At 44.9% G+C, this 21,449-nt stretch carries 4 protein-coding genes; 3 read left to right on the top strand and 1 reads right to left on the bottom strand.

From position 1 onward, the window contains the following. Window positions 1–265: 265 nt before the first annotated feature. From VEZ01S_RS08350 to VEZ01S_RS08340, 3 genes are read left to right on the top strand one after another with little or no spacing between them, the layout of a single operon-like run. A complete protein-coding gene (locus tag VEZ01S_RS08350) occupies window positions 266–1,885 on the top strand; it encodes an ABC transporter transmembrane domain-containing protein (protein WP_021713589.1) in 1,620 nt (539 codons plus the stop codon). Next, window positions 1,882–3,951, top strand: a complete 2,070-nt coding sequence (locus tag VEZ01S_RS08345; protein ID WP_021713588.1) for an ABC transporter transmembrane domain-containing protein — start codon at window positions 1,882–1,884, stop codon at window positions 3,949–3,951. Before VEZ01S_RS08350 ends, VEZ01S_RS08345 begins: the two co-directional genes overlap by 4 nt. Before the next feature lie 2 nt (window positions 3,952–3,953). After that, a complete protein-coding gene (locus VEZ01S_RS08340; RefSeq protein WP_021713587.1) occupies window positions 3,954–5,246 on the top strand; it encodes an HlyD family type I secretion periplasmic adaptor subunit in 1,293 nt (430 codons plus the stop codon). A gap of 203 nt (window positions 5,247–5,449) precedes the next feature. Here VEZ01S_RS08340 and VEZ01S_RS16745 read toward each other — a convergent pair whose 3' ends face one another. Next, window positions 5,450–21,436 carry a VCBS domain-containing protein gene (locus tag VEZ01S_RS16745; RefSeq protein WP_217994655.1) on the bottom strand — a complete coding sequence of 5,329 codons (15,987 nt, stop codon included), beginning with the start codon at window positions 21,434–21,436 and terminating at the stop codon, window positions 5,450–5,452. Between the last annotated feature and the right edge of the window lie 13 nt (window positions 21,437–21,449).

Raw genomic sequence — 21,449 nt, 5'->3', positions numbered from 1 at the left:
CGTGCACACGCCGACAAAACAACAGGCAATCACACAAGCACTAACATGCAAACTTACTCACTCAATGTTGCCTTGAGTAACATTTTGCAACCTTTGCGTTCATTTTATGATAAGTTAACGCCGATTAGTTAATAAAAGTCAGATCTGAAATCTAAATAACTACAAAAACAATTAGTTATGGAAAATTATAAGATCACCTATTACATTTAATATATCAAATTCGTAAGCTTTCATTGAAATTGCCTATACAGGACAAAAACTCGTAATGAACAATGTATTAAATAGTCGTGCGTCCAAAAGGACTACTATACTTCGTGTTCTACCTTCATCATTACTTATCAACCTGTTATCACTGGTGATTCCACTAGTGATATTGCAGATCTATGACCGTATTTTGCCCAACCAAAGCTATGGTACAGCCTTCTTGCTATTAGGTGGTTCAGCCATTGCGATCATGTTGGATGCATTTCTACGTTACGTCCGAACTTGGATGTTAGGCGCCGCAGCGGTAAATACTGAGCATTCGACTTACCGAATCATTATTGAGCATCTCAATAATGCCACTTCAGCTCAGATGAAACACTTAAAACCGGGTGTGCTTCAAGAAAGCCTGAAAGGAATCAGTTTAATCAAAGATTTCTATTCTGGCGGGTTTATTAGTGGCTTGATTGACGTTCCATTTGCCATCATTTTCTTAGGCTTAATTTACTATGTAGGGGGGAACCTTGTCTTCATCCCCGTGGTAGTTTGGGCGATTACTTTTGCGTTCGTATGGATCTTCACTCAAAAATCAGCTGCGTATTCTAAAGAAGCAGTCTACTCAGAACAAAGCCGCATGAACTTTCTAATGTTGGTGTTTGCTTTTTTTGGTGGCGTCAAAAAACATGCTTTAGAATCAAAAGCCTATCGATACTTTCGCCATCTCAATGAAAAGCGCTATCTTTCTATTGCAGAATCTGAGCGTAAAGTCGCTATTGCGCAAGAGCTTATTCAAATTGCGGCCATGGGTACCTCGGTTGCCGTAGTACTCATAGGTAGCCTTAGCGTGCTTGCAGGCGATCTCACCTCTGGTGGCCTTGCTGCCTGTTCAATATTGTCAGGTCGAGCGGTTGCTCCTTTAAGCGCATTAATGGGTTTACGTTTACGCTATAGTTCTTTCTTAGTGGCTAATGAATCTGTTTCAGACTTGTTGAACGAACTTGACCGTCCAACGGATGATCATGTTGAGCTCAATGACTTTGAACAATTGAGTGTTAAAGACGTGGTGTTTAATCGTTTTAACGAACAAATTGGCTACTCGTTTCAATTAACGAAAGGCGAAGCCATCATCTTACATCATGAAGACGACGATCTTTGTAGCAATGCGGTTACTGTATTTGCAGGGCTAGAGCCTACCGTTTCCGGTGACTTCTTATGGAACGAAACCCCTTTTCTCAATGATCAACTTTCATGGCGACACAAAGTGAGCTTTGTTCCTATGAACCCTCAGCTTATCTCAGGATCTCTCATCGACAATATCTGTGGGTTTAATAATGAACGGCTTGAAGAAGCGAATCTACTCGTCGGCGCGCTAGGGTTAAATCGCGTAATTTCTGATCTATCTGAAGGTATGGAAACTAAAGTGGGATTTAATATTGGCAGTAAACTAAGCCGCGGTGGCATCAAATTGGTTGCTCTTGTGGCTCAACTGGCACAAAACACACCGATTGTGGTGCTTGATCAACCAGAAAAAGATCTTGATATTGAATCGTTAAACCGACTCAGTGACATCATCAAGTATTATATTTCTCAAGGACGCTGCTTTGTGATGAATACAGAAAGTGACCCTCTTATTCAACTGGCCTCGCAGCAAGTTCAACTGCACACATTGGAGGCGCAAGCATGAATCAAAGCTATACAGATTCGGTATTAAACGTCCTCAGCATCATCAAAGTTGAATCGGGCGTTCAAAATTTCGCAAATGAATGGATACAAAGCTATCCAATTCATGATGCTGACGATATCTTTAGTTTACTTGACCGATTAATGATCCCTTATAGTGTGCATCCGGTGAATAGCAGACTAAAGTCGATCGATCACCTTGCCGCGATTCAAGTCAGCAGCAATTCTTGTGTCGCATGCCACTATGATCTTGATGGCTATGTTGAGTATCAAGAGGGAGAGTTTGTCGCAAAAGACAACCCTTTTGCCATTAGCGATATTGCTATTTTGATTCACGGACAGCCACAAGAGCGCAATGAAGTTGACTGGCTCTCAAGCAAATTAAGCGATTTTAAACCCTTAATACCCAAATTGCTGTTGGTAAGTTTTATTGCCAACCTGTTTGCCCTATCTATCCCGTTTATCACCATGTCGGTCTACGACCACGTGATTGGAGGCGATGCTGGACACGAAGTCATTGGCATTTCAGTCGGCGCTATCTTGTTGTTTTCTATGATGTTGCTATTAAAAGTAATTCGTAGTCAGCTATTAACCACCATCTCTAACCGCATTAGCCGAGAGGTCTCCGAGGCCGTATTACGTAAGATCTTAATTAGCCAATTAAGCCTGACACGAATGGCCGGCTCTGCGACATTGATGAGCCGTATTACCACAGCAGAAAGCTTAAAAAGTGTCGCACAAGGCCCCCTTGGTGGCGCATTGTTTGACCTCCCTTTTGTGATTATTTTTATTATCGCTATTGGAGTATTGGGCGGATGGCTCGTTATTGTGCCTATCGTGACACTCGCCTTGTACTGGGTGTTAGCTAAACGCAGTCAAAAGCAACAAATGTTACTGAGCAATCAGGTCACTGTGTCAGGTACGTCTCGTTTTTCTCTATTGTATGAACTCAATGGAAAGCTCAATTATCTTCGTTCTAGCGCCATTTTACCTCACTGGATGGCTCGCTTTGAGAAGGCCAACACCTTAGCCTCAAAAAACAGTTTTTCACACCTTAGCCATCAAGCTAAGTACACGTCCATTTACTATGCTATCAGCCTATTAAGTACGCTAGCGGTAATCGGGCTGGGCATTGATCTTATCTTTGCTCATGTATTAACGGCCGGTGGTCTCATTGCGACTATGATGTTAATTTCTCGAGTCACTAGTCCAGCGCAAATGCTGGCTAACAGTTACTCTCGTCTACATCATATAGAACAAGCAAAACGACAAATTAATCAGTCTATTAATCATAAAGCTGAAGGGGATTTTTCATACCAGCACCAACACCTCAACAATGAGGCCCCTTCTATTGAGTTAGAGTTAGTCACGCTTCGTTTTGCCAACCAGCTAAAACCTGCACTATCTAGCGTCAGTTTTAAAGCTGAGCCAGGACAAGTGATCTCCATTACAGGCCCAATGGCCTCAGGAAAGACCTCTCTATTAGAAGTTATATCAGGACTGATCCCCGCTCAAAATGGCGTAATTAAGCTCAATGGTATTAACCTCACCCAATATGATCCTCAGTTACTGAGACAATGGTTTGGCTATTACTCTGATAAGCCTGAAATGGTGCCAATGACAGTGCAAGATTTTATCTCTGACGGGCACGAACTCGAGGTTGAAAATATCGAAGCGGTGTTAGAGCAAATAGGAGCGCTGGGTTGGGTTAATAGCTTGCCAGATGGACTACAGACTCATTTGAATCAAGTCGAATCGATGTCACATCCGTTTTCCAACTATGAAGCAATGATGCTGACACAGGCAAAATTACTCTGTAATCATTACCCATTGATACTGTTAGATAATCCTGTAACAAGCAAAAGAAACAAGCAGAAATTTATGCAGTGGTTAGAGAAGAACCGAGGTCAAAGTACCATTATTTTCACCTCGCACGACACTGACCTTATAAAATTATCAGATCAAGTTGTTGTACTTAATGGCGGTAACGTGAGCTACGCAGGGCCAATACCTGATGGCACAGAACAAGAAGTGCAACCTGAACAAATGACACAAGTGATTGAGGGATAAACATGCAAGAATCAACAGTGGAAGTGATTGAATCCCGTATTACCCGTCGCCTACTCACGACAAGTAGTTTACTTATTGGGGCCTGCATTATTCTCTTCATTGGATGGACAATATTTACCAAAGTCGATGAAATTGCCAAGGCGAAAGGCGCGGTGATCCCAGAAGGAGAACGTCAAGTTATCCAAAGTGAATTAGGCGGCAAACTCAAGAACATTCTGGTTAAACGTGGCCAACTCGTCAATGTAGGTGACCCTATTGTTGAATTTGATGCTACTTTTCAAACGACAGCACTAGAAGAGTTACACTCCAAAGAAGCGACATTGCGTTTAAGAATTGAAAGAAAAACCGCTTTTATTGAAGGTAGAGAGCCCGACTTCTCTCAATATGAGGAGGAATATCCTGATGTTGTTGCTGAGCAACGTGCTCAATTAAAAGCCGCTAAATCCCTATTTTTGAAAAAGCGTATTGTAATCGAAAAAGAAAGTGAGCGTATCGATGAAGAACTAAAAGGCGTTATTCGTCAGTTACCTGCACAAAAACGACAGCTTGAATCTTCAGAAAAAGAGCTCGAGATCCTTCTTAAAGGGCAAAAATCTGGGAATATCTCTAAAGTTCGTGTTTTAGAGATGCAACAAAAAATTTCGGCGCTAGAAAGTGAATACGAACAATCTAAATCGAAAAAAGAAGTACTAACCAAGCAAGCTGAATCAAACAAAAGTAAAGTCGAGCAACTAAAAGCAACCGGCAATCTCGAGGTCAGTAAAGAACGCGCTAAAGCCGTTTCAGAGTTATCCGCACTGTATGCACGATTACGCTCAGGCCAAGCAAAAGTAGAAAATACCTTAGTCACTTCTCCTGTAAAAGGGCTGGTTCAGAGCCTGCCGACTACCCGCAATGGTGGTGTAATCAAGCCCGGTGGTACTGTGGTTGAAATTGTCCCAATAGACGGCACCTCTTCTTTCAAAGCCAAGCTTTCCCCTCGCGATGTAGGTTTTGTTTCTGTTGGACAAGCAGCGCGAGTAAAAGTCGACGCGTTTGACTATAGTCGATTTGGCGCACTAAAAGGTAAAGTGACCGAAATATCACCAACCACTAGTCAAACCCAAAGAGGTGAAATCTATTACGATGTAATCGTAGAGCTAGATAAAGGCTATTTTGGGGACGATCCTACTCGCTTTAGAATTATTCCGGGTATGACTGGCGAAGTCGATATCACCACAGGTGAAAAGACCGTCTTCCAGTACTTGTGGAAACCCATTTATACCAATATCAGTCATGCCTTTGGCGAAAGATAAAATTCGCCTATTGGCTTATACCAATCGTACTAAATAAACAAAACGCCAAAGCAAACCTGCTTTGGCGTTTTTATTTACCTCAATCATTGCAATATAAAGCGCCAGACTCGCTAGCATCATGCCGATATAGGCATGAATATCGTCACAAACCTACCGCAACGATATTCACGTACCTTTTAAACCTCTAATACGGCACCCTATTTCTAGCCATGATGACTGTCATCCCACTGGTGATGCACTTCGGTTTGGTGCATCTCTTGTTGGTGTATATCATCATGCTGTTTGTGCTCATCGTCGATAACACTGGCAGAATCAGCCTCTGTTGGCGTAACTATAATTCCGTCAACATCTACAGTAACCGTATCAGCCTGAGCTAATACAAGATCCAAATCTCCAGAAGGTTGGTGATCGGTAAAAGATTGACCTGCGGCGATGTCATCACTGACTCCTAATTGATCTAAGTACGCCTGCGCTCCATCAATAGGATGCCCGTCATTACTTGACGCGGCTAATGACTCCAAAGATAACGGGTCTTCTATCGACACGGTTTCTATCGGCGTATCAAATACTGGCTCATCAGAAGATACCGAAGGCATTGGTGATGCAGGGGTGATCGGCGGAGTTGTCACAGGCGCAGGTGACACCGAAATCGTCATACTGGCTTGCGCCGAATCGCTATGACCATCGCTTGCCGTAAAATCAAACGTCACAGGCCCTGTATCATGGTTATCAGCGGTAAACAGCAACTGATCAATGTCCTGAGCACTCACTGATTGGTTTGCTTGTACTTGCTGTCCATGTAGCGTTAATTCACCATGAGTTGGCAACTGAGTGATCGTAATATGATCCAGCGCATCACCATCGGCATCATTAAACGCAAAATCCGCCGAAGAGAACTGGTGATGTTCACTGGTTGTCAGCGCAATCGGCACATGCTGGCTCACACTTGGCGCGTGCTCAGTCTGGCCAGAAATATTCACCACCACAACATATTCAGTGCCATCTTGGGAGTGAACGGTTACCGAATCTGTTGTCGTTTGCCCAAACGGTAACTGCTCAATAGCAGGCTGATGCGAATTTAAGGTGTACTTAAACTGACCATCAGCAGACATTTCCAATTCACCAAATTGCCCTTGTAAGCCTGTTTCAGGCCTAAAGCTTTCTTCGGCCGCACCATCGGGGTCACTGATAGTTAATGTTCCGCCCGTAATCAGGTTATGGGCATTATCTACATCGACGGCGGCATTGAGCTGAATTTGCGCCGCATCATTCTCAGGAGTCACAGTCATGGTTGCACTTTGTGCAATCTGACCACCGTGTCCATCATCAACTTGATAACTCAAATCCACCCTACCGTTGTAGTTTTGGTCTGGTGTAAAGCGCCAAGTGCCATCGTGATTGTCGAGCAAAGAGCCATGGCTTGCCGTTAACTGACTGATATGTAACGTATCACCATCATCATCATGCGCATTGGCAATCAGTTGCGTGGTTGTGATCGTTACACTCGTGTCTTCTGCGCTAGCAGGAAGTGCGACACTATTAGAGACTGTCGGACTGTCATTCACACTGGCAACATCTATGGTAGCGGTCTGTGCAACCGTCCCCCCAATGTCATCGGATACTTGATAATGTAAAGTATCTTGCCCATGAAAGTTTGCATTCGGACGGTATGTATAGGTATGGCTATTCGAATCATACTGTATTCGTCCATGATCGGCAGATACTGAGTTATTCAGTATTGATAGGCTATCATGGTCGGCATCACTTGCTCCTGCTAATAACGCCGAAGCATCAATACTGCTATGAGTATCTTCGTTAATGCCTGTCAAAGTTACGCTATGAGCCACAGTTGGAGCATCGTTGACAGAATCAATTTGCATGCTAGCTTGGGTATGCACTGTGGCACCTTTGCTATCTTTCACATCATAAGTAAAGGTCTCTGAACCATGATAATTGGCATCTGGCGTGTAAAGTATTTTCCCGTGCTGGTCTACTTTTATCGTGCCGTGCGACGCCTGAACATTCACCACCGTTAAATGATCGGCATTATCAACATCGACAGCATGTGACAATAGTTGGCTTTGGTTTAAGGTAATAGTTCTATCTTCGGTGCCACGTTGCTGCATCGCCACAGCGCCTGAGACCGTTGGCGCATCATTGCTGCCAATCAAAGTAATTACAATATTATGATGAGTGCCATCTTTTGCTTCTATGGCAAAAGTTTCTATTACCTTTTGGCCGTCAGCTATCGAATTAAACGCTGCGGTATCGTCGATGTGATAGGCCCAATGCCCATTACTTTCAACAGAAAGGTGCCCATAAGCATTAGTCGAAAGTCCAGTATGGTGTTGAATATCGGTGTTCGATGGTGCCAAATGATTCTGAGCGGTTGTAAGTCCAGCTTGACCGTAGTCGACATCGGATACCTGCACAGTGCCTGTTACAGAGGTACTTTGTCCATCAGTGACAGTACCATCGAGGTCACCTTTAAACGTTGCAGCTTCATTTTTACCCTCTAACGTAACGGTAATGGTTTGCGTAGTACTGTCCGCAGTGTGTACTGTAAAGGTCTCCGTGACAGTTTCTCCATCAGGGATGGCTTTCACCGCATCAGCATCGTCCACATGGTATTGCCATCTACCATTTGCCTTAATAGATAAATGTCCGTATGCACCATGGTGAGTTTGATCCGCGCCACCAGAGGCGGTACTAGAGTCCGCGCTCACATGACTATTATCCTTAAAGTGACTTTGTCCTGTATCAGCGTCACTCACATGTAAGTGCTTCACGCTTGATTGCAAAGCGGTATCGGTCACATCAACGGCATGTGATCCCGTGATAGTTGGAGCGTCATCAGTGCCAGTTAAGGTAATAACCACATCGTGCTCTGTACCATCAGCGGCATGCACATGGAAGGTTTCTTTCACTGCGCTATTTTCTGGCAGTGCTTGCAATGCCTTTTGATTGTCAACGGTGTAGGTCCATTGTCCTTGCTCATCAATATCAAGGTGACCGTAAGCATTCGTAGAATGGCCTTTGCTATCCGTTGTACTACTTGGTTGAATATTCGTTTCAGCTGTTGTTTTACCTGTTTCTCCGTGGTCCTCATCGGTGACAGTCAGGGTACCTGCCGCCGTTGTACTATGACCATCGGTGACATTACCTGTGAGTTGCCCAGCAAATTGCGCAGCTTCATTCTTACCCTCTAACGTTACGGTAACGGTATGATTGGTACCGTCTTTAGATTGAACAGTAAATGTTTCAATAACTTGCTGTCCGTCTGGGATGTTACGTACCTTATCAGCATGATCTACGTGATATTGCCACTGACCATTGCTATTGATAGATAAGTGCCCATACGCTGATTGTGATAGACCGTTTGCTGCCGCAGTATGCGGTTTTAAGTCCGTCTCTGCTATAAAGCTATTTTCATTGTGATCGACATCAGCAACCGTTAACGTTTGTGGTTGAGAGGTGGCACCGTCCAATAGATCTTTAGCATCAGTAACCGTGGTAGTATCTTGACCGCCGATAACTGAAGGATCATTCGTCCCCGTTACAACAATATTGATCGCTTTGCTTTCGCTCACGCCACTAGACGCATCTGTTGCAACTACTTTTACAGAAATTGGCAGTGTTTCACCTTTTGCTAAAGCATCATAGGCATTTACTGTCGAATCGAACGTATAGCTACCATCACTATTTAAGTGGAATCCTGCTGGCGCTTTGGCCCCCTGCTCTAAGCTATAAGTCACCGCTCCCGCATCGTTGTCAATATCACTGGAGTGTAATTGACCGCGAATAACACCTGCCCCTTCATCTGTAGACTGTGTGGCGATATCGGCAATCACTGGCGCATTGTTTTTTCCCACTAACGTCACTATCACATCTTGTGTCGCGGTGCCATCGAGAGAGGTCACTGTAAAGTGTTCTTGTATCTGTTCACCTTCATGAAGTACTTGAACATCACGATTATTATTGTCGACGACATAGGTCCATGCGCCTGACTGTTGAATAGTCAGCGTGCCATAATGGTGTCCAGAGTTTGTTGGATTTAATGTTTGAGCTTTAAAGCCTGCCTCGCCCTTATCCACATCATGTACAGTCAATGTGCCGCTGGTAGTGATTTCATGCGGCGTTGCCGTCGCGGTTGCCGAGCTACCAAGTTGTTCCGTCACACTTGGAGTAACTTCTGTCTTCATTGTACCGGCGGTACCGGTACCAGAGATGCGGGCACCATCATTAGTACCAATAATCTCCACGACTAACTCGTGCGTCGTGCCAGCACCGTCATCAGTATGTAAAATAAAATGCTCTTGAAGTTTTTCACCGGCAGCTAAACTTTGAATATGAGAATCAAAGTTCTTCATGAGATGATATTTCCAATGACCTTGTTTATCTAATTCCAGATAACCATAGTTACCACCACTGTTAGGTGTCATATGGCTGTTTGCGATAAAATGTCCTTCTCCACTATCTGCGTCGCTTATATCAAGTTTCCCTTCCGCCACGAAAGTAGATTTATCATCCTCAGTAGATGATTCATGCTTTGAATCGGTAATAACAGGCTTGTCATTGATCGGAGTAACATGAATGGTAGCCGTACCGCTGTCTGACTGCTGACCACCGATGACTCCTTGATGTGAACCAAGCTGATCATGTACGGTGTAATGAAGGTGTATATCACCATTTACGTCTTTTGCTGGCGTGAAGCTATATCCTCCCTTACCGTCAGAAGCTAAAGTACCTTGAGTTGGATCGACAAGAGAAACGTCTGTCAGCACAATTTTCTCTGCTGAATCTGTCGCCAAATCTGGATCATCAACGTGCCCATGAGCCGCTAATGTACCCTGCCCAATAATATCATTTTGAGTAAAATGAATGGCTCTATCTTCATCGGTTGTTTTAAGAGCAAAGTCATGTGCTACTGGCTTATCATTAACTGAATCAATCGTTAAAGTAGCATGAACAGACGTAGATTCTAAGCCATCAGTAATCTCATAAGTAAATCCTACGGAACCATGGTAATTTGATTCAGGAACAAACTCATACACGCCATTTCCCTTATCACTAAAAGTACCATGTCCGCCATCAACTTTAATATTCACTACATGCAAATCGTCATTATCGATATCTTTAGCGTGCGCGAGTGCGACTAAATCAATAGCGGTGCCAGCATGTGTCACTAATTGACCCGTTCCTATGGACGTACCATCGATCTGAACTACGTGATCTTCGTCACTATTTCCTAAGCTAACGTCTTTATCCGCAGTGGGCGCTGTATTTCGACCATGAACAGTCAATACAACTGGAACTGTAATATCACCGCCATGTCCATCAGACACGAGTACTTGAGCCGTTACATCGCGAGTATCACCCGGTTTTAGGCCTTGTAAAACAGCGTCACTATGGGTAGGTGTATATTGATAGTGACCGTGCTGATCTATACTGAAGCCTTCTACTGTATTTGAAGGGTCAAGTGTGTATGTAACATGGTCTTTACTATCAGGATCTTGTGCTTTTAGATCACCTTCAAGGTGCATTTTATCGACTTCAATGATCGCTTTCGACTGAGCTAAGGCTTGGCTGCTACCTTGCTTAAATACTTGCACATTCTCAACACCCATGATGATTGGTACATCATTACTACCGTGAATGGTAATGGTAATATCTTGATGTCCTGAGTGTGCGCTGGTGACACTGATTGAGTCCGTTAGCGTTTCACCTTCGCTCAACTGATTAACTGGATCCGTCAATCCCGTATGAGAATAAAGGTGATACTGCCAATCACCTGCAGGAGTCACACTCAAATATCCGTACTGACCTGGTGTATGGTTTGCACCCGACACACCATGAGCATGACTTTCCGATGGAGACTTAGCTGACACATGGCCATCAATATCCGCCACATGAGTATGTCCAGAACTGTCTTTATAACTTGTACCATCTTCCCCTACATCACCTGTCAAGTCACCAGATATAACATCGGTATCCGTAATCACTGGAGGGGTAGAGTGAACATTATTATTACCCGTATGAGTAGGTGTTGGCGTTTGCGAGCCAGTAGATGTAGGCAAAGGATCTACGTGAATCACAGTATGCCCGACTACGACTTCTGTCCCATCTGTTACCTTATAAGATATTGCGACATCCTTGCCACGAGCACTTGCAGTTGGGTGATAGATATACCCACCAGCGCCATCTTCATCAATATGACCCAGTGTAGAGTCTAATACTTGTACATCCGCATTTTGCGATGTGCCTACCTTAAAGATACTCAGTAAATCTCCATCGGGATCCGTCGCAGATTGCAATAACGTTGATTCATCGAATCTCAGTGAGCTATGAGCTGAGTCAATTGTGCCTAAGTTGTCTATCTGTTGGGTGATTTCAGGCGCATCATTAGTACCAATGATGACCATTGGTACTACACGCGTATCAACACCACCATGACCGTCAGATGCTTGTATGGTGATATCAAATGACAGTGTTTCACCTTCCTGCAGGTAATTATACGCAACGTCAGTCCTATCAAAACTATAACTACCGTCGGAATGAACAGTAAGGCCCGGTACCGTATTACCTTTAAAGTGAGATGTAGGGAGACCACTATGCCCAAGTAATGTAAAAGTAACAGTATCGTGTGCGTCAGGATCTGTTGCGGCAAAGTGTCCGGTAACGAGCTTAGGCTCAGTCGTAAACTGATCTCCCAAATTCGCTTCAGTTGCCGTAATCTGGTGCGCTAACGCAATAGTCGGTTGATCATTAGTACCATGAATTTCAATAACTAAACTGGCTTCCGTACCGTCCACTGAATGGACTCTAATGGTATCGGTAAGTACTTCACCCTCACCTAGGGCTTGAACTTTAGGATCTTGATCTTGAAGCTGGTATTGCCATTCACCTAAGGTGTTAATCTTCGCAAAACCATGTGCCCCCTGAATACTACTCTCAGCCTTAAAGTGATCCTCATTGAGATCGGGGTCCGTTACCGTCAATTTCCCTGTAATATCAGCCCCTCCCGCAGTGATAACACCCGGTGCTCGCGGTATATGTATTGTCGCAGGATCTTGAACAGGATCTATTTTGATTGTTGCTGCACCGGCGTACTCAACAGGGGCACCGGATACTTGACCAAACGCTGTACCAGTTTCGATATACTTAAATGCGAATTTAGCGTCTCCAGCCCCTTTATGACTATTCCAGTCAGGATCAGGAATAAAGGTCCATGTATCATCATGATTATCGACCAACTTTCCTTCACCATGTTCTAGTGTAACTGAGCCTAATACCAGCTCAATACCCGAGTTCGAAGAAGCTACGTTGTCAATGTCATGTATATTAGCGAGCAGTTCTTGCACAGTAAAAGTGATTGCTCCGGAATCCTCTGCGACATGAGCTAGCTGTGTTGAACCTTGAGTTGGTGCATCATTTTGTGGCGTCACTACAATCACGCCATTTTTAACTACAGTGCTCCCACGGCCATCGTCAATTTTATACTGCAGCTGTACATCGCCATGATAGTTCGCATCTGGCTTAAATTGATAATTCCCCATTCCCAAGTCAACTATTGCACCATGTACATGCCCATCATGGCCAGCGACTACCTTGACCTCAGAGATAGCCATAGCATCACCTTCTGGATCACGAATATATTGATGCTGAGCACCCACAAGATCACCCACAGAGAATTTCAAAGTGGTGTCTTCTAATACTTGTAACGGATGTAGTTGAACCACTTCCGGTGCATCATTTTGGCCATGAAGAACAAAGTGCAATGTTTTTATACTTTCAGCACCATATCTGTCTACCAATTTTATATTTAAATCAACGTGCTCTGTTTCACCGACTTGTAGGTGTTGATACTCAGGTAAACTAGTATCAAACATGAATGAGCCACTGTTTTTGTCTAGAATAAACCCAGGTACATCGATATTGTGGCCGTGAGAATCAACCACAAAAAATTCGTGTGTATCACCCGTTGGATGACTCGGATCGGCATTGTCATCAATATCAGAAAACTGTACCACACCACTGACGACGTGATCTTCAATCACATCAACCCGATTAAGAGCATCACTGCCAATTGTTTGTGCACTAGGGTTTCCATGCTCATCTTGATTTGCGGTGATTTTTGCTGAGGTAATCGTAGGTGCGTCATTAGTACCTGAAATAGTAAGATGCAAAGTTTGCTGTGTCGTGCCGCCTTGAGCATCTTTTACGGTAACAACCACATCTTCAGTATGCGTTGCACCTACCGATAAATGTTGTAAATCTTTCGCATCAGTATGAACTGAAATCACACCAGTATGACTATCGATCGTAATCCACGGATTATTGTGATTACCATGATCTAGATGTGAATCAATGCTATAGGTAAAGGTAGAATCATCTACGTCAGTGACTTTAGGTAAGACTACCGTTTGTACATGACTTTGACTGTGTGCAGGCGTTGAATCCTCAGCAAACGTGATAGGCGAATACGCCGACAACACAGGGTTATCATTGCTACCATGCACGGTGATTTCTACGTTTTGCTTAATTGACTGTCCAGAAGAATCGGTCACTAAGAACGTAAAGTGCTCTTTTGGACTTTGCTTACCCGTAAGTGCCTGAGTCGCATCTTTACTGTCGTCAATGGTGTAAACCCAATGGCCGTGCGGATCGATACTAATAGAGCCGTATGTGCCTTCCTTAACCGTAGTGCCTAATGTTGCTCCCTGTACTGACCACGCTAATGTTCCATCATTATTATCAGGGTCTAATGCACTCAGTGTGCCGTGAATAGAAGGAGTGCCAGTCAGAGCATTCGCTGTCCCACCGGCTTCAGTTACCGAACCAGCACGCGTTCCCGTAATCACAGGAACATCATTACTACCGGTAATCGTAATCACGACTTTATGTGAGACAGGAGTGTTAGAGGAATCGGTGTCCGTTACGTCAAAGGTTTCAGTAACCACTTGATTCGCGTGTAGACTGTCTGCTTTAAGGTTATCTAATGTGTATACCCAATGACCTGAATCCGGATCAATGGATAAATGACCATAAGTACCTTGAGGCTTAGCTACGCCCCAATGAGCCGGGTCACCTTGATCGTGTTCGGTCGCAGTAAGTGTGCCACTTGTTGAGCGGATACCTGCATCTACTGCTTTATCGTGGCTGCTATTGGCATGAGAGCCAGCTTCAGTGACAGCTCCAGTATCACCGATCCCTTTCACAATTTCAGGCAGGTCGTTGGTACCATTGATGGTTACTGTGATGGTGTGCTCTGTGCCGTCAGCGCTCAAGACAGTAAACACATCATCGATATGATCAGTTTCCTTTAATTCTTGAACGGCTTGCAGAGAGTTATCCACTACGTAATGCCAGCGGCCCTTTTCATCGATACTTAAAGTGCCATGATGCCCATTTTGTCCAGCAAGCATTGTGCTCGCTTGGAAATGCGCCTCACCACTATCCACATCTGAAATAGTCAATTGACCATCAGTATGTAACTGATGTTTTCTGGTAATATCTTCTTTAACAGAGCCAATATCGGTACCCACTATTTGGGCTTGGTCATTGCTGCCTTTAACATCAATTACGACATTCTGGTCTGCAGTTAAGCCCGTACTGTCGGTTACCCTAACAGTAAAGCTTTCAGTCACATGTTGATCTTGCGTGAGACCTTGAGTGGCTGTTAAAGCATTATCCAGTGTATAGGTCCATTCGCCATTCGCATCGACACTGATATGCCCATATGTGCCATCAGATGTGCCAACAATACTCCATGCTTGAGTATCTGCGGTATCAACATCATGTCCGACTAGTTGACCTGTCGTGGTTTGTTGTCCTGCAATGGCATGCCCATCTGACGTAGAACCTTGCTCTATCACCGCACCATGATCAGCGCCTGTTGCCACCTCAATGGTCGGCGCATCTTTAGTACCAGTAATAGTCACAGCGATTGTATGAGCCGTACCATCAACAGAATGCACGATAAACTGGTCAACATGAGTATCATGCTCTTGCAGTGCTTGAACCGCTTGGTCGTCATTGTGCACTTGATACTGCCAATGACCGGCTTTATCAATCGTCAACGCGCCTAAGTTATGAGTATTAGATGCAGGTGCAACTTGCGTAACAAACTGCTCTTCACCACCAGCGGTAAGAGTATTGGTATCAATATCATCAATGGTTAGTTGACCATCGGTTTGCAACAGCGAATGATCTTGCGGAGAGACACCTTCAGTGACATCGCCCGTATCAACACCCGCAATGACAGCCTGATCGTTAGTGCCAGTAATGGTGACGGTTAAGTGCGATTCTTTTTCATTTCCAGCCGGATCGGTGGTTTTGTAGGTCAATACATCCTGAAGTGTTGCGCCCTCACCCAACGCCTGAACTTTAGGATCAGCGTTGTTCAGATCATAAGTATATGTGCCGTCATTATTGAGGTGCAAGGTACCGTAAGTACCGTCTATATCTCCTGACAATGAGCTGCTACCAAAAGCTAAGCTAGAACTGCCATGCGCATCAGGCTCCATGTTCACCTGACCAGAAATCGTCGTTATATCTTCTTCTTTAACAGAATTGGTAACATCGGTTGCTTCATTCACCGTGTCTTTGAAAATAGTACCACTTGAAGTATCTGTATTTCCTGCAATATCTTTTGACGTTGCCGTCACGGTTAGTGTGCCGTCATCTAGGCTAGAGAGATCCGTATTCGAAATATCAAAGCTGCCATCGGTATGTAGATTTACCTTATTCAAGTCGACGATCACTTCATGCTGGTGAGCATCAGAAATGATAAGCTTGGTCAACTCTCCAGCAACCTCCATATGACCCGTGATTGTATTTTCATTATGTACAATTTCATAACTATTTAAGAAGTGATTGCCATGGAAAACACCACTTGAACTGTCTGAAATAGCCACATCGACATCAGTTTGAGTGTCTAAGGTATAGCTGATTGATGTGCTGCCCGATACGTTTCCTGCGACATCAGTTTGGCGCACCAAGACGGTATAATCCCCATCAATTTGGTGGCCTATAGTATCGACCCAATGCTTACCTCCATCGATAGAGTATTCAACATGTGCACCAGGCTCAGTGCCCGTCACATCTAGGTCTCCATTCTTGGTAATATGGTCGATAGAACTTGAGCCACTATCTAGCTTCAGTTTCACTCCAGGCGCGGCAACCTGAGTATCTAACGTAAAGCTTAAACTGGTTGTCTTAGATTCATTTCCAGCTTGATCAACTTGTTTGACAACAACTTCATTATGATCTTCAACAGGCGTGAAACTGTTGCTCCATGTAGTACCATGATCCACGGAATACAATATTTGAGAACCCGTTTCATGGTGCTGAATATGTAATGTTCCGGTTTGAGTAACTTTATCCGTCGACGAGGCTCCAGTATCGGTCTCTAAACTGACACCCAATTGAGCAGGAAGAGTGGTATCGATGGTGGTTTGTACTGCCGCACTGAACGTTGATGGGTTACCTGCAGCATCGGTTGCAATGGCCGTAAAGCTGTGTAGTCCATCCGGTAAAGTTGGTGGTGTATAAGTAAACGAACCTTTCGAATTGGCTGTTACTGTGCCAACAACAGTACCATCAATATAAATATCCACTTTGGCATTCGCTTCAGTAATACCATTAATTTCCGGTGTATTGTCTTTATTGTGATCGGCGTTCGCGATCGGTAATAATACCGGCACTGAAGGTGGCGTTAAATCAGAACCCGCGGCTGTATTTGACACATCTGATGAGGTATTGCCAGCCTGATCGGTAATTGACACCGTTACAGTGGTAGTTGGTGTCACTGGAGTCGTAACTTCAGTATGCAAAATATCTTGGTCAGTAATTGGATGCGGCACACCATTAATCGTTAAAACATCGCCTGCTTTTACATCATCGGGTAACGCAATAGTTGCGGTAACAGTGCCGTCTGGCCCCAATTCTTTGATGTTATACAGATTATCTTGACCTGTACTTTCAAACGTCACAGATTTTGGAGGCTTAACCGCCGTATCCACTGATAGCTGACGAGAAATAGCTTGTGTATTATTCCCAGCTAAATCGTGCACCTCAGCTTGCATGACTAAGTCACCTTCAGGCAATTTGGCAACATCAGTTTGAGGAACAGTAGTCACCCAATGACCGGATGCATCTACGGTTGCATGATACGTGTGGCTTTCCAGTGTCACATCAACGATCTGACCGGCTTCAATACCTGTGGTCGTCCCTGAAATCGTCAGTGGAGAATGCGCTTCTTTCGCATTGACTATATTGTCTCCTGACAAAGTATTATCAAAGCTGAGCGTACCTGGCGTTTTATCTAAGGTCGCCAAGCCCTGAACTGAACTGATATTCCCCGCAGCGTCTTGAGCGGTTGCCTCTACGGTTAACTGACCATCAACGAACTGATGACCACTTAGATCCAGCTTCTCGATTGAGAAAATGCCCGTTTTTGAATCAAAAGTGACCTGTTTAATATCCAACTTCACTTTTGTTCCAGCACTGTCTGTCACGGTCAATGTCGTCAGTGTTTCGGTACCATCGGTACGATCGATACTGCCCGCAATTGAGACAGCATGAAGTTCATCAGCGCTGATCTGATGATTTGGGTGAGCAGTGCTACCGGTTGTACCATCGGTAATATCAACCGCAGTTTGAGCGATGTGAGTATCAATATGAGTAAGCACCGTCGTTGGTGCTGAGGTGTTTCCATGAATATCCGTTGAGGTTGCGGTTACCTTACCGCCGTCAGGTAAATCGGTTGACGGTGTGAAGGTAAACGTACCCGCTGAATTAACAACAGTGCTGCCTAGGGTGTTGCCATTCCCATCGACAAAAGTAATTGTACTCCCTACTTCACCAGTACCTGAAAGCGTTGGCGTTTTGTCATGCCCAGCCGGAATTGGAGTGATGTGGGGCGCGACTGGTGGCGCAGTATCCATTAATGCACTGCCCGTATTGGACGATTCATTACCTGCTGGATCAACCGCTGTTGCTGTAACAGTCAGTGTACCATCAGCAAGTGAAGAGACATCTACCCCTGTCGCGGTAAAATGGCCATCAAGAGTAACGGCTACCGATGCAAGAGGGACTGGAATCGTGTTATGACCATCACTGATAGTTAATAAGGTTAATGTTGCTGTTGAATCTATCGTGCCGCTAATTTCAGCATGCGTTTTTTCCGCAGCATTAATAACGCGATCGAAATTCGCACCCTTACCACCATCGGATAGTGCTACTGTCGTGGTATCAATGTGAGTGTCTACCTGCATGTCATGCGTGGCAGGCGTGGCGGCATTGCCCGCTTTATCCGCGACGTTAGCGGTAATAACCGGCGTTGAACCATTAGTAAGCTGAGTCAAATCGGTTGCGGGAACTGGAGTGCTCCACTTGCCGTCCGTACCCACGGTGGCACTATAGTGATGATTATTAAAATCAATCGTCACAAGCTGGCCTGCTTCAATACCAGTACTTGTTCCCGAAACGGTTAATGGCGACTGAGTCTCCAATGCATTGATAACGTTATCACCACTTAGCGTGCCATCAATAGCAATGCTACCTGGGTGAGTATCCAAAGTTGCGGTGGATGTACTCTGTTTGGTATTCCCTGCCAAATCAGTAGCGGTTGCATCAACAGTAAGTGTCCCATCAACAAGCCCGTATGACGATAAATCGGCATGGAGAGTGAACACACCCGTCTTGGCGTCCACTGTCGCTTGAGTCGGGTCTAAATGAGCCACATGTCCTTTTTCATCAGTAACGGTGAGACCCGTTAAGTCAGTTTCGACCCCCTGATGATCGATGACACCAGAGATCTCAACATTAGAGAGCTCTGTCCCCGAAATAATATGATTAGGGTGCTGCGTCGTCTGTGTTGTTCCATCCGTAATATCTACACTTGGCGTATGAATTCCTGTATCAATAACCAATTGCAGAGGAGTCGGCGTAGAGACAGATGCTGTGGCTGAAGGCGCTAACGCAACGCCTGAGATATGATGGGTATCGCCGCTAATGCTGCCGGACAGTTGAGCAAGTGCGACATTAAAGTCACCCTGTGCATTGGACGTCGTGGTTGCCACTACGTTGCCATTTTCATCCGTCAATGTCACAACTGAAAATGGGATATCAGTATGACCAGTGACACTTGGTGTAGTGACGCTGGTAATGCCGTCAGTGTCACTCGTTCCCGTATCACTTGACGGATCAATAGTAAGTGCACCAAATTGATTGACAGGTGGGGTAATCGGAGCGATCACTGGCTGATGATCCAGCAATTCTGGAGCTTGATTCAATACCGGAGTTAATACTGGAGGCTGCCCATCTTTTGTGGGCGCACTCGCAACCATACTAGGTTCAAAAGTAAGATATTTTGTCGATGTCCCACCATGGTTATCCGACGTACTTACTTCAAAAAACTCTTTGCCATGATAAACGCCATTCGCATCCATGCTCATACCAGAAACAGACGGATGTTGGGTGTAAGTATAAGCACCTGTTTTAGTATCTAAAACAAGATCGCCAAATTGACCCACAATCGTTTGTGTATCACCAGAGATTGTACTACCACTCACTGCGTAGGTATGAGTATCGAAAGTGTCAACATCAGTAAAGGAAAGTGTGCCGTGAGTATGATCGGCGCTGTTGTCTTTAAAAGTCACCACGGGCTGATCATTGGTCCCCGTCACTGTCACTGCAACCGTTTCAGTGACGGTTGCACCTTTATCATCGGTGACCGTGATCAACATCGACTCTGTATGGACCTCTCCTTCAGATAGATCTTGATGCTGAGCATTCGATAACTTATAAGTCCACTCGCCAGATGTTGGATCTAGAGTAAAGTCCCCATAAGCTCCTTGAGAATTACTCGTGCTATACGCTAATTGGGCGTTATGGTCTACGTCAGTAGCAAGCACTTGCCCTTTGGCTGATAAAGTACCGTCTTCAGTGACGCTACCAGTGTGAGTATCAGCCTGTAGTTTTGGTACGTCATTGGTGCCTTCAACCGTCACAACGACCTGCTGCGTTGTCGTCGCGCCTTTATCATCGGTCACTGTCACCAACATGGTGTCTGTTTGGGACTCCCCTTCGGCCAACGCTTGATGAGCCGCATTATCAAGTGTGTATTTCCACTGGCCTGAGCTGGCATCTAAGAGAAATGTACCGTATTGACCTTGTAAACTGTCTGGGGTGTACGTTAATACTGCGCCATGATCCACATCTGTGGCCGTCACTTGACCGGCAACAGCCTGAACGCCATCTTCTTTGACTGTTTCAGCTTGCGCTTGGCTGGTGATCACCGGTCTATCATTCGTGCCTTCAACCGTCACCGTGATTTGTTGAGTGGCCGTCGCACCTTTGTCGTCAATCACTGTCACCCGCATGGTTTCAGTGTAAGACTCACCTTCGGCTAACGCTTGGTTAGCGCTGTTGTCTAGCGTGTAATGCCATTTACCTGAGCTAGCATTTAATACAAATGTACCGTACTGCCCTTGAAGACTATCTGGGGTATAAGTCAGGACTGCGCCATGATCCACATCTGTGGCAATCACTTGACCATCCACAAATTGGAGGCCGTCTTCTTTGACTGTTTCAAGGGGTGCTTTGCTAGTGATCACTGGGATATCATTAGTGCCCGTCACCGTTACTGCAACGGTTTCTGTCACCGTTGCACCTTTGTCATCGGTGACCGTTACTAGCATAGATTCAGTATGGGTTTCACCCGCGGCTAAATCTTGATGATGCTTGTTATCCAGCGTATAGGTCCACGTACCTGAGCCGGCATTTAGCGTGAAATCACCGTACGTGCCATGATGACTGCCTGCGGTATAAGTCAATTTAGCGTTATGATCGGCGTCCGTGGCTAAAATCTGCCCTCGAGCAAACAAAGTACCGTCTTCATTGACACTACCCGTGTGCGTATCCGCACTCAGTACTGGTTTATCATTAGTGCCTTCAACTGTCACTGTGACTTGCTGGGTAGTAGTAGCGCCTTGATCGTCAGTAACAGTGACCTGCATAGTTTCGACATGAGACTCGCCCTGCGCTAATGCTTGGTGAGCGTTATTGTCTAATGTGTAATGCCACTTGCCCGAACTCGAATTTAGAGTGAACGTACCGTACACCCCTTTCAAGTTATCTGGCGTGTAAGTGAGCACTGCACGATGATCAACATCTGTGGCCGTCACTTGACCGTCCACA

Source organism: Vibrio ezurae NBRC 102218, from assembly GCF_000467185.1.
In the GTDB taxonomy this organism is placed as follows: Bacteria; Pseudomonadota; Gammaproteobacteria; order Enterobacterales; family Vibrionaceae; genus Vibrio; species Vibrio ezurae.
Note: the sequence above shows the minus strand (reverse complement) of the source record. Positions and strands in the feature narration are given on the sequence as shown.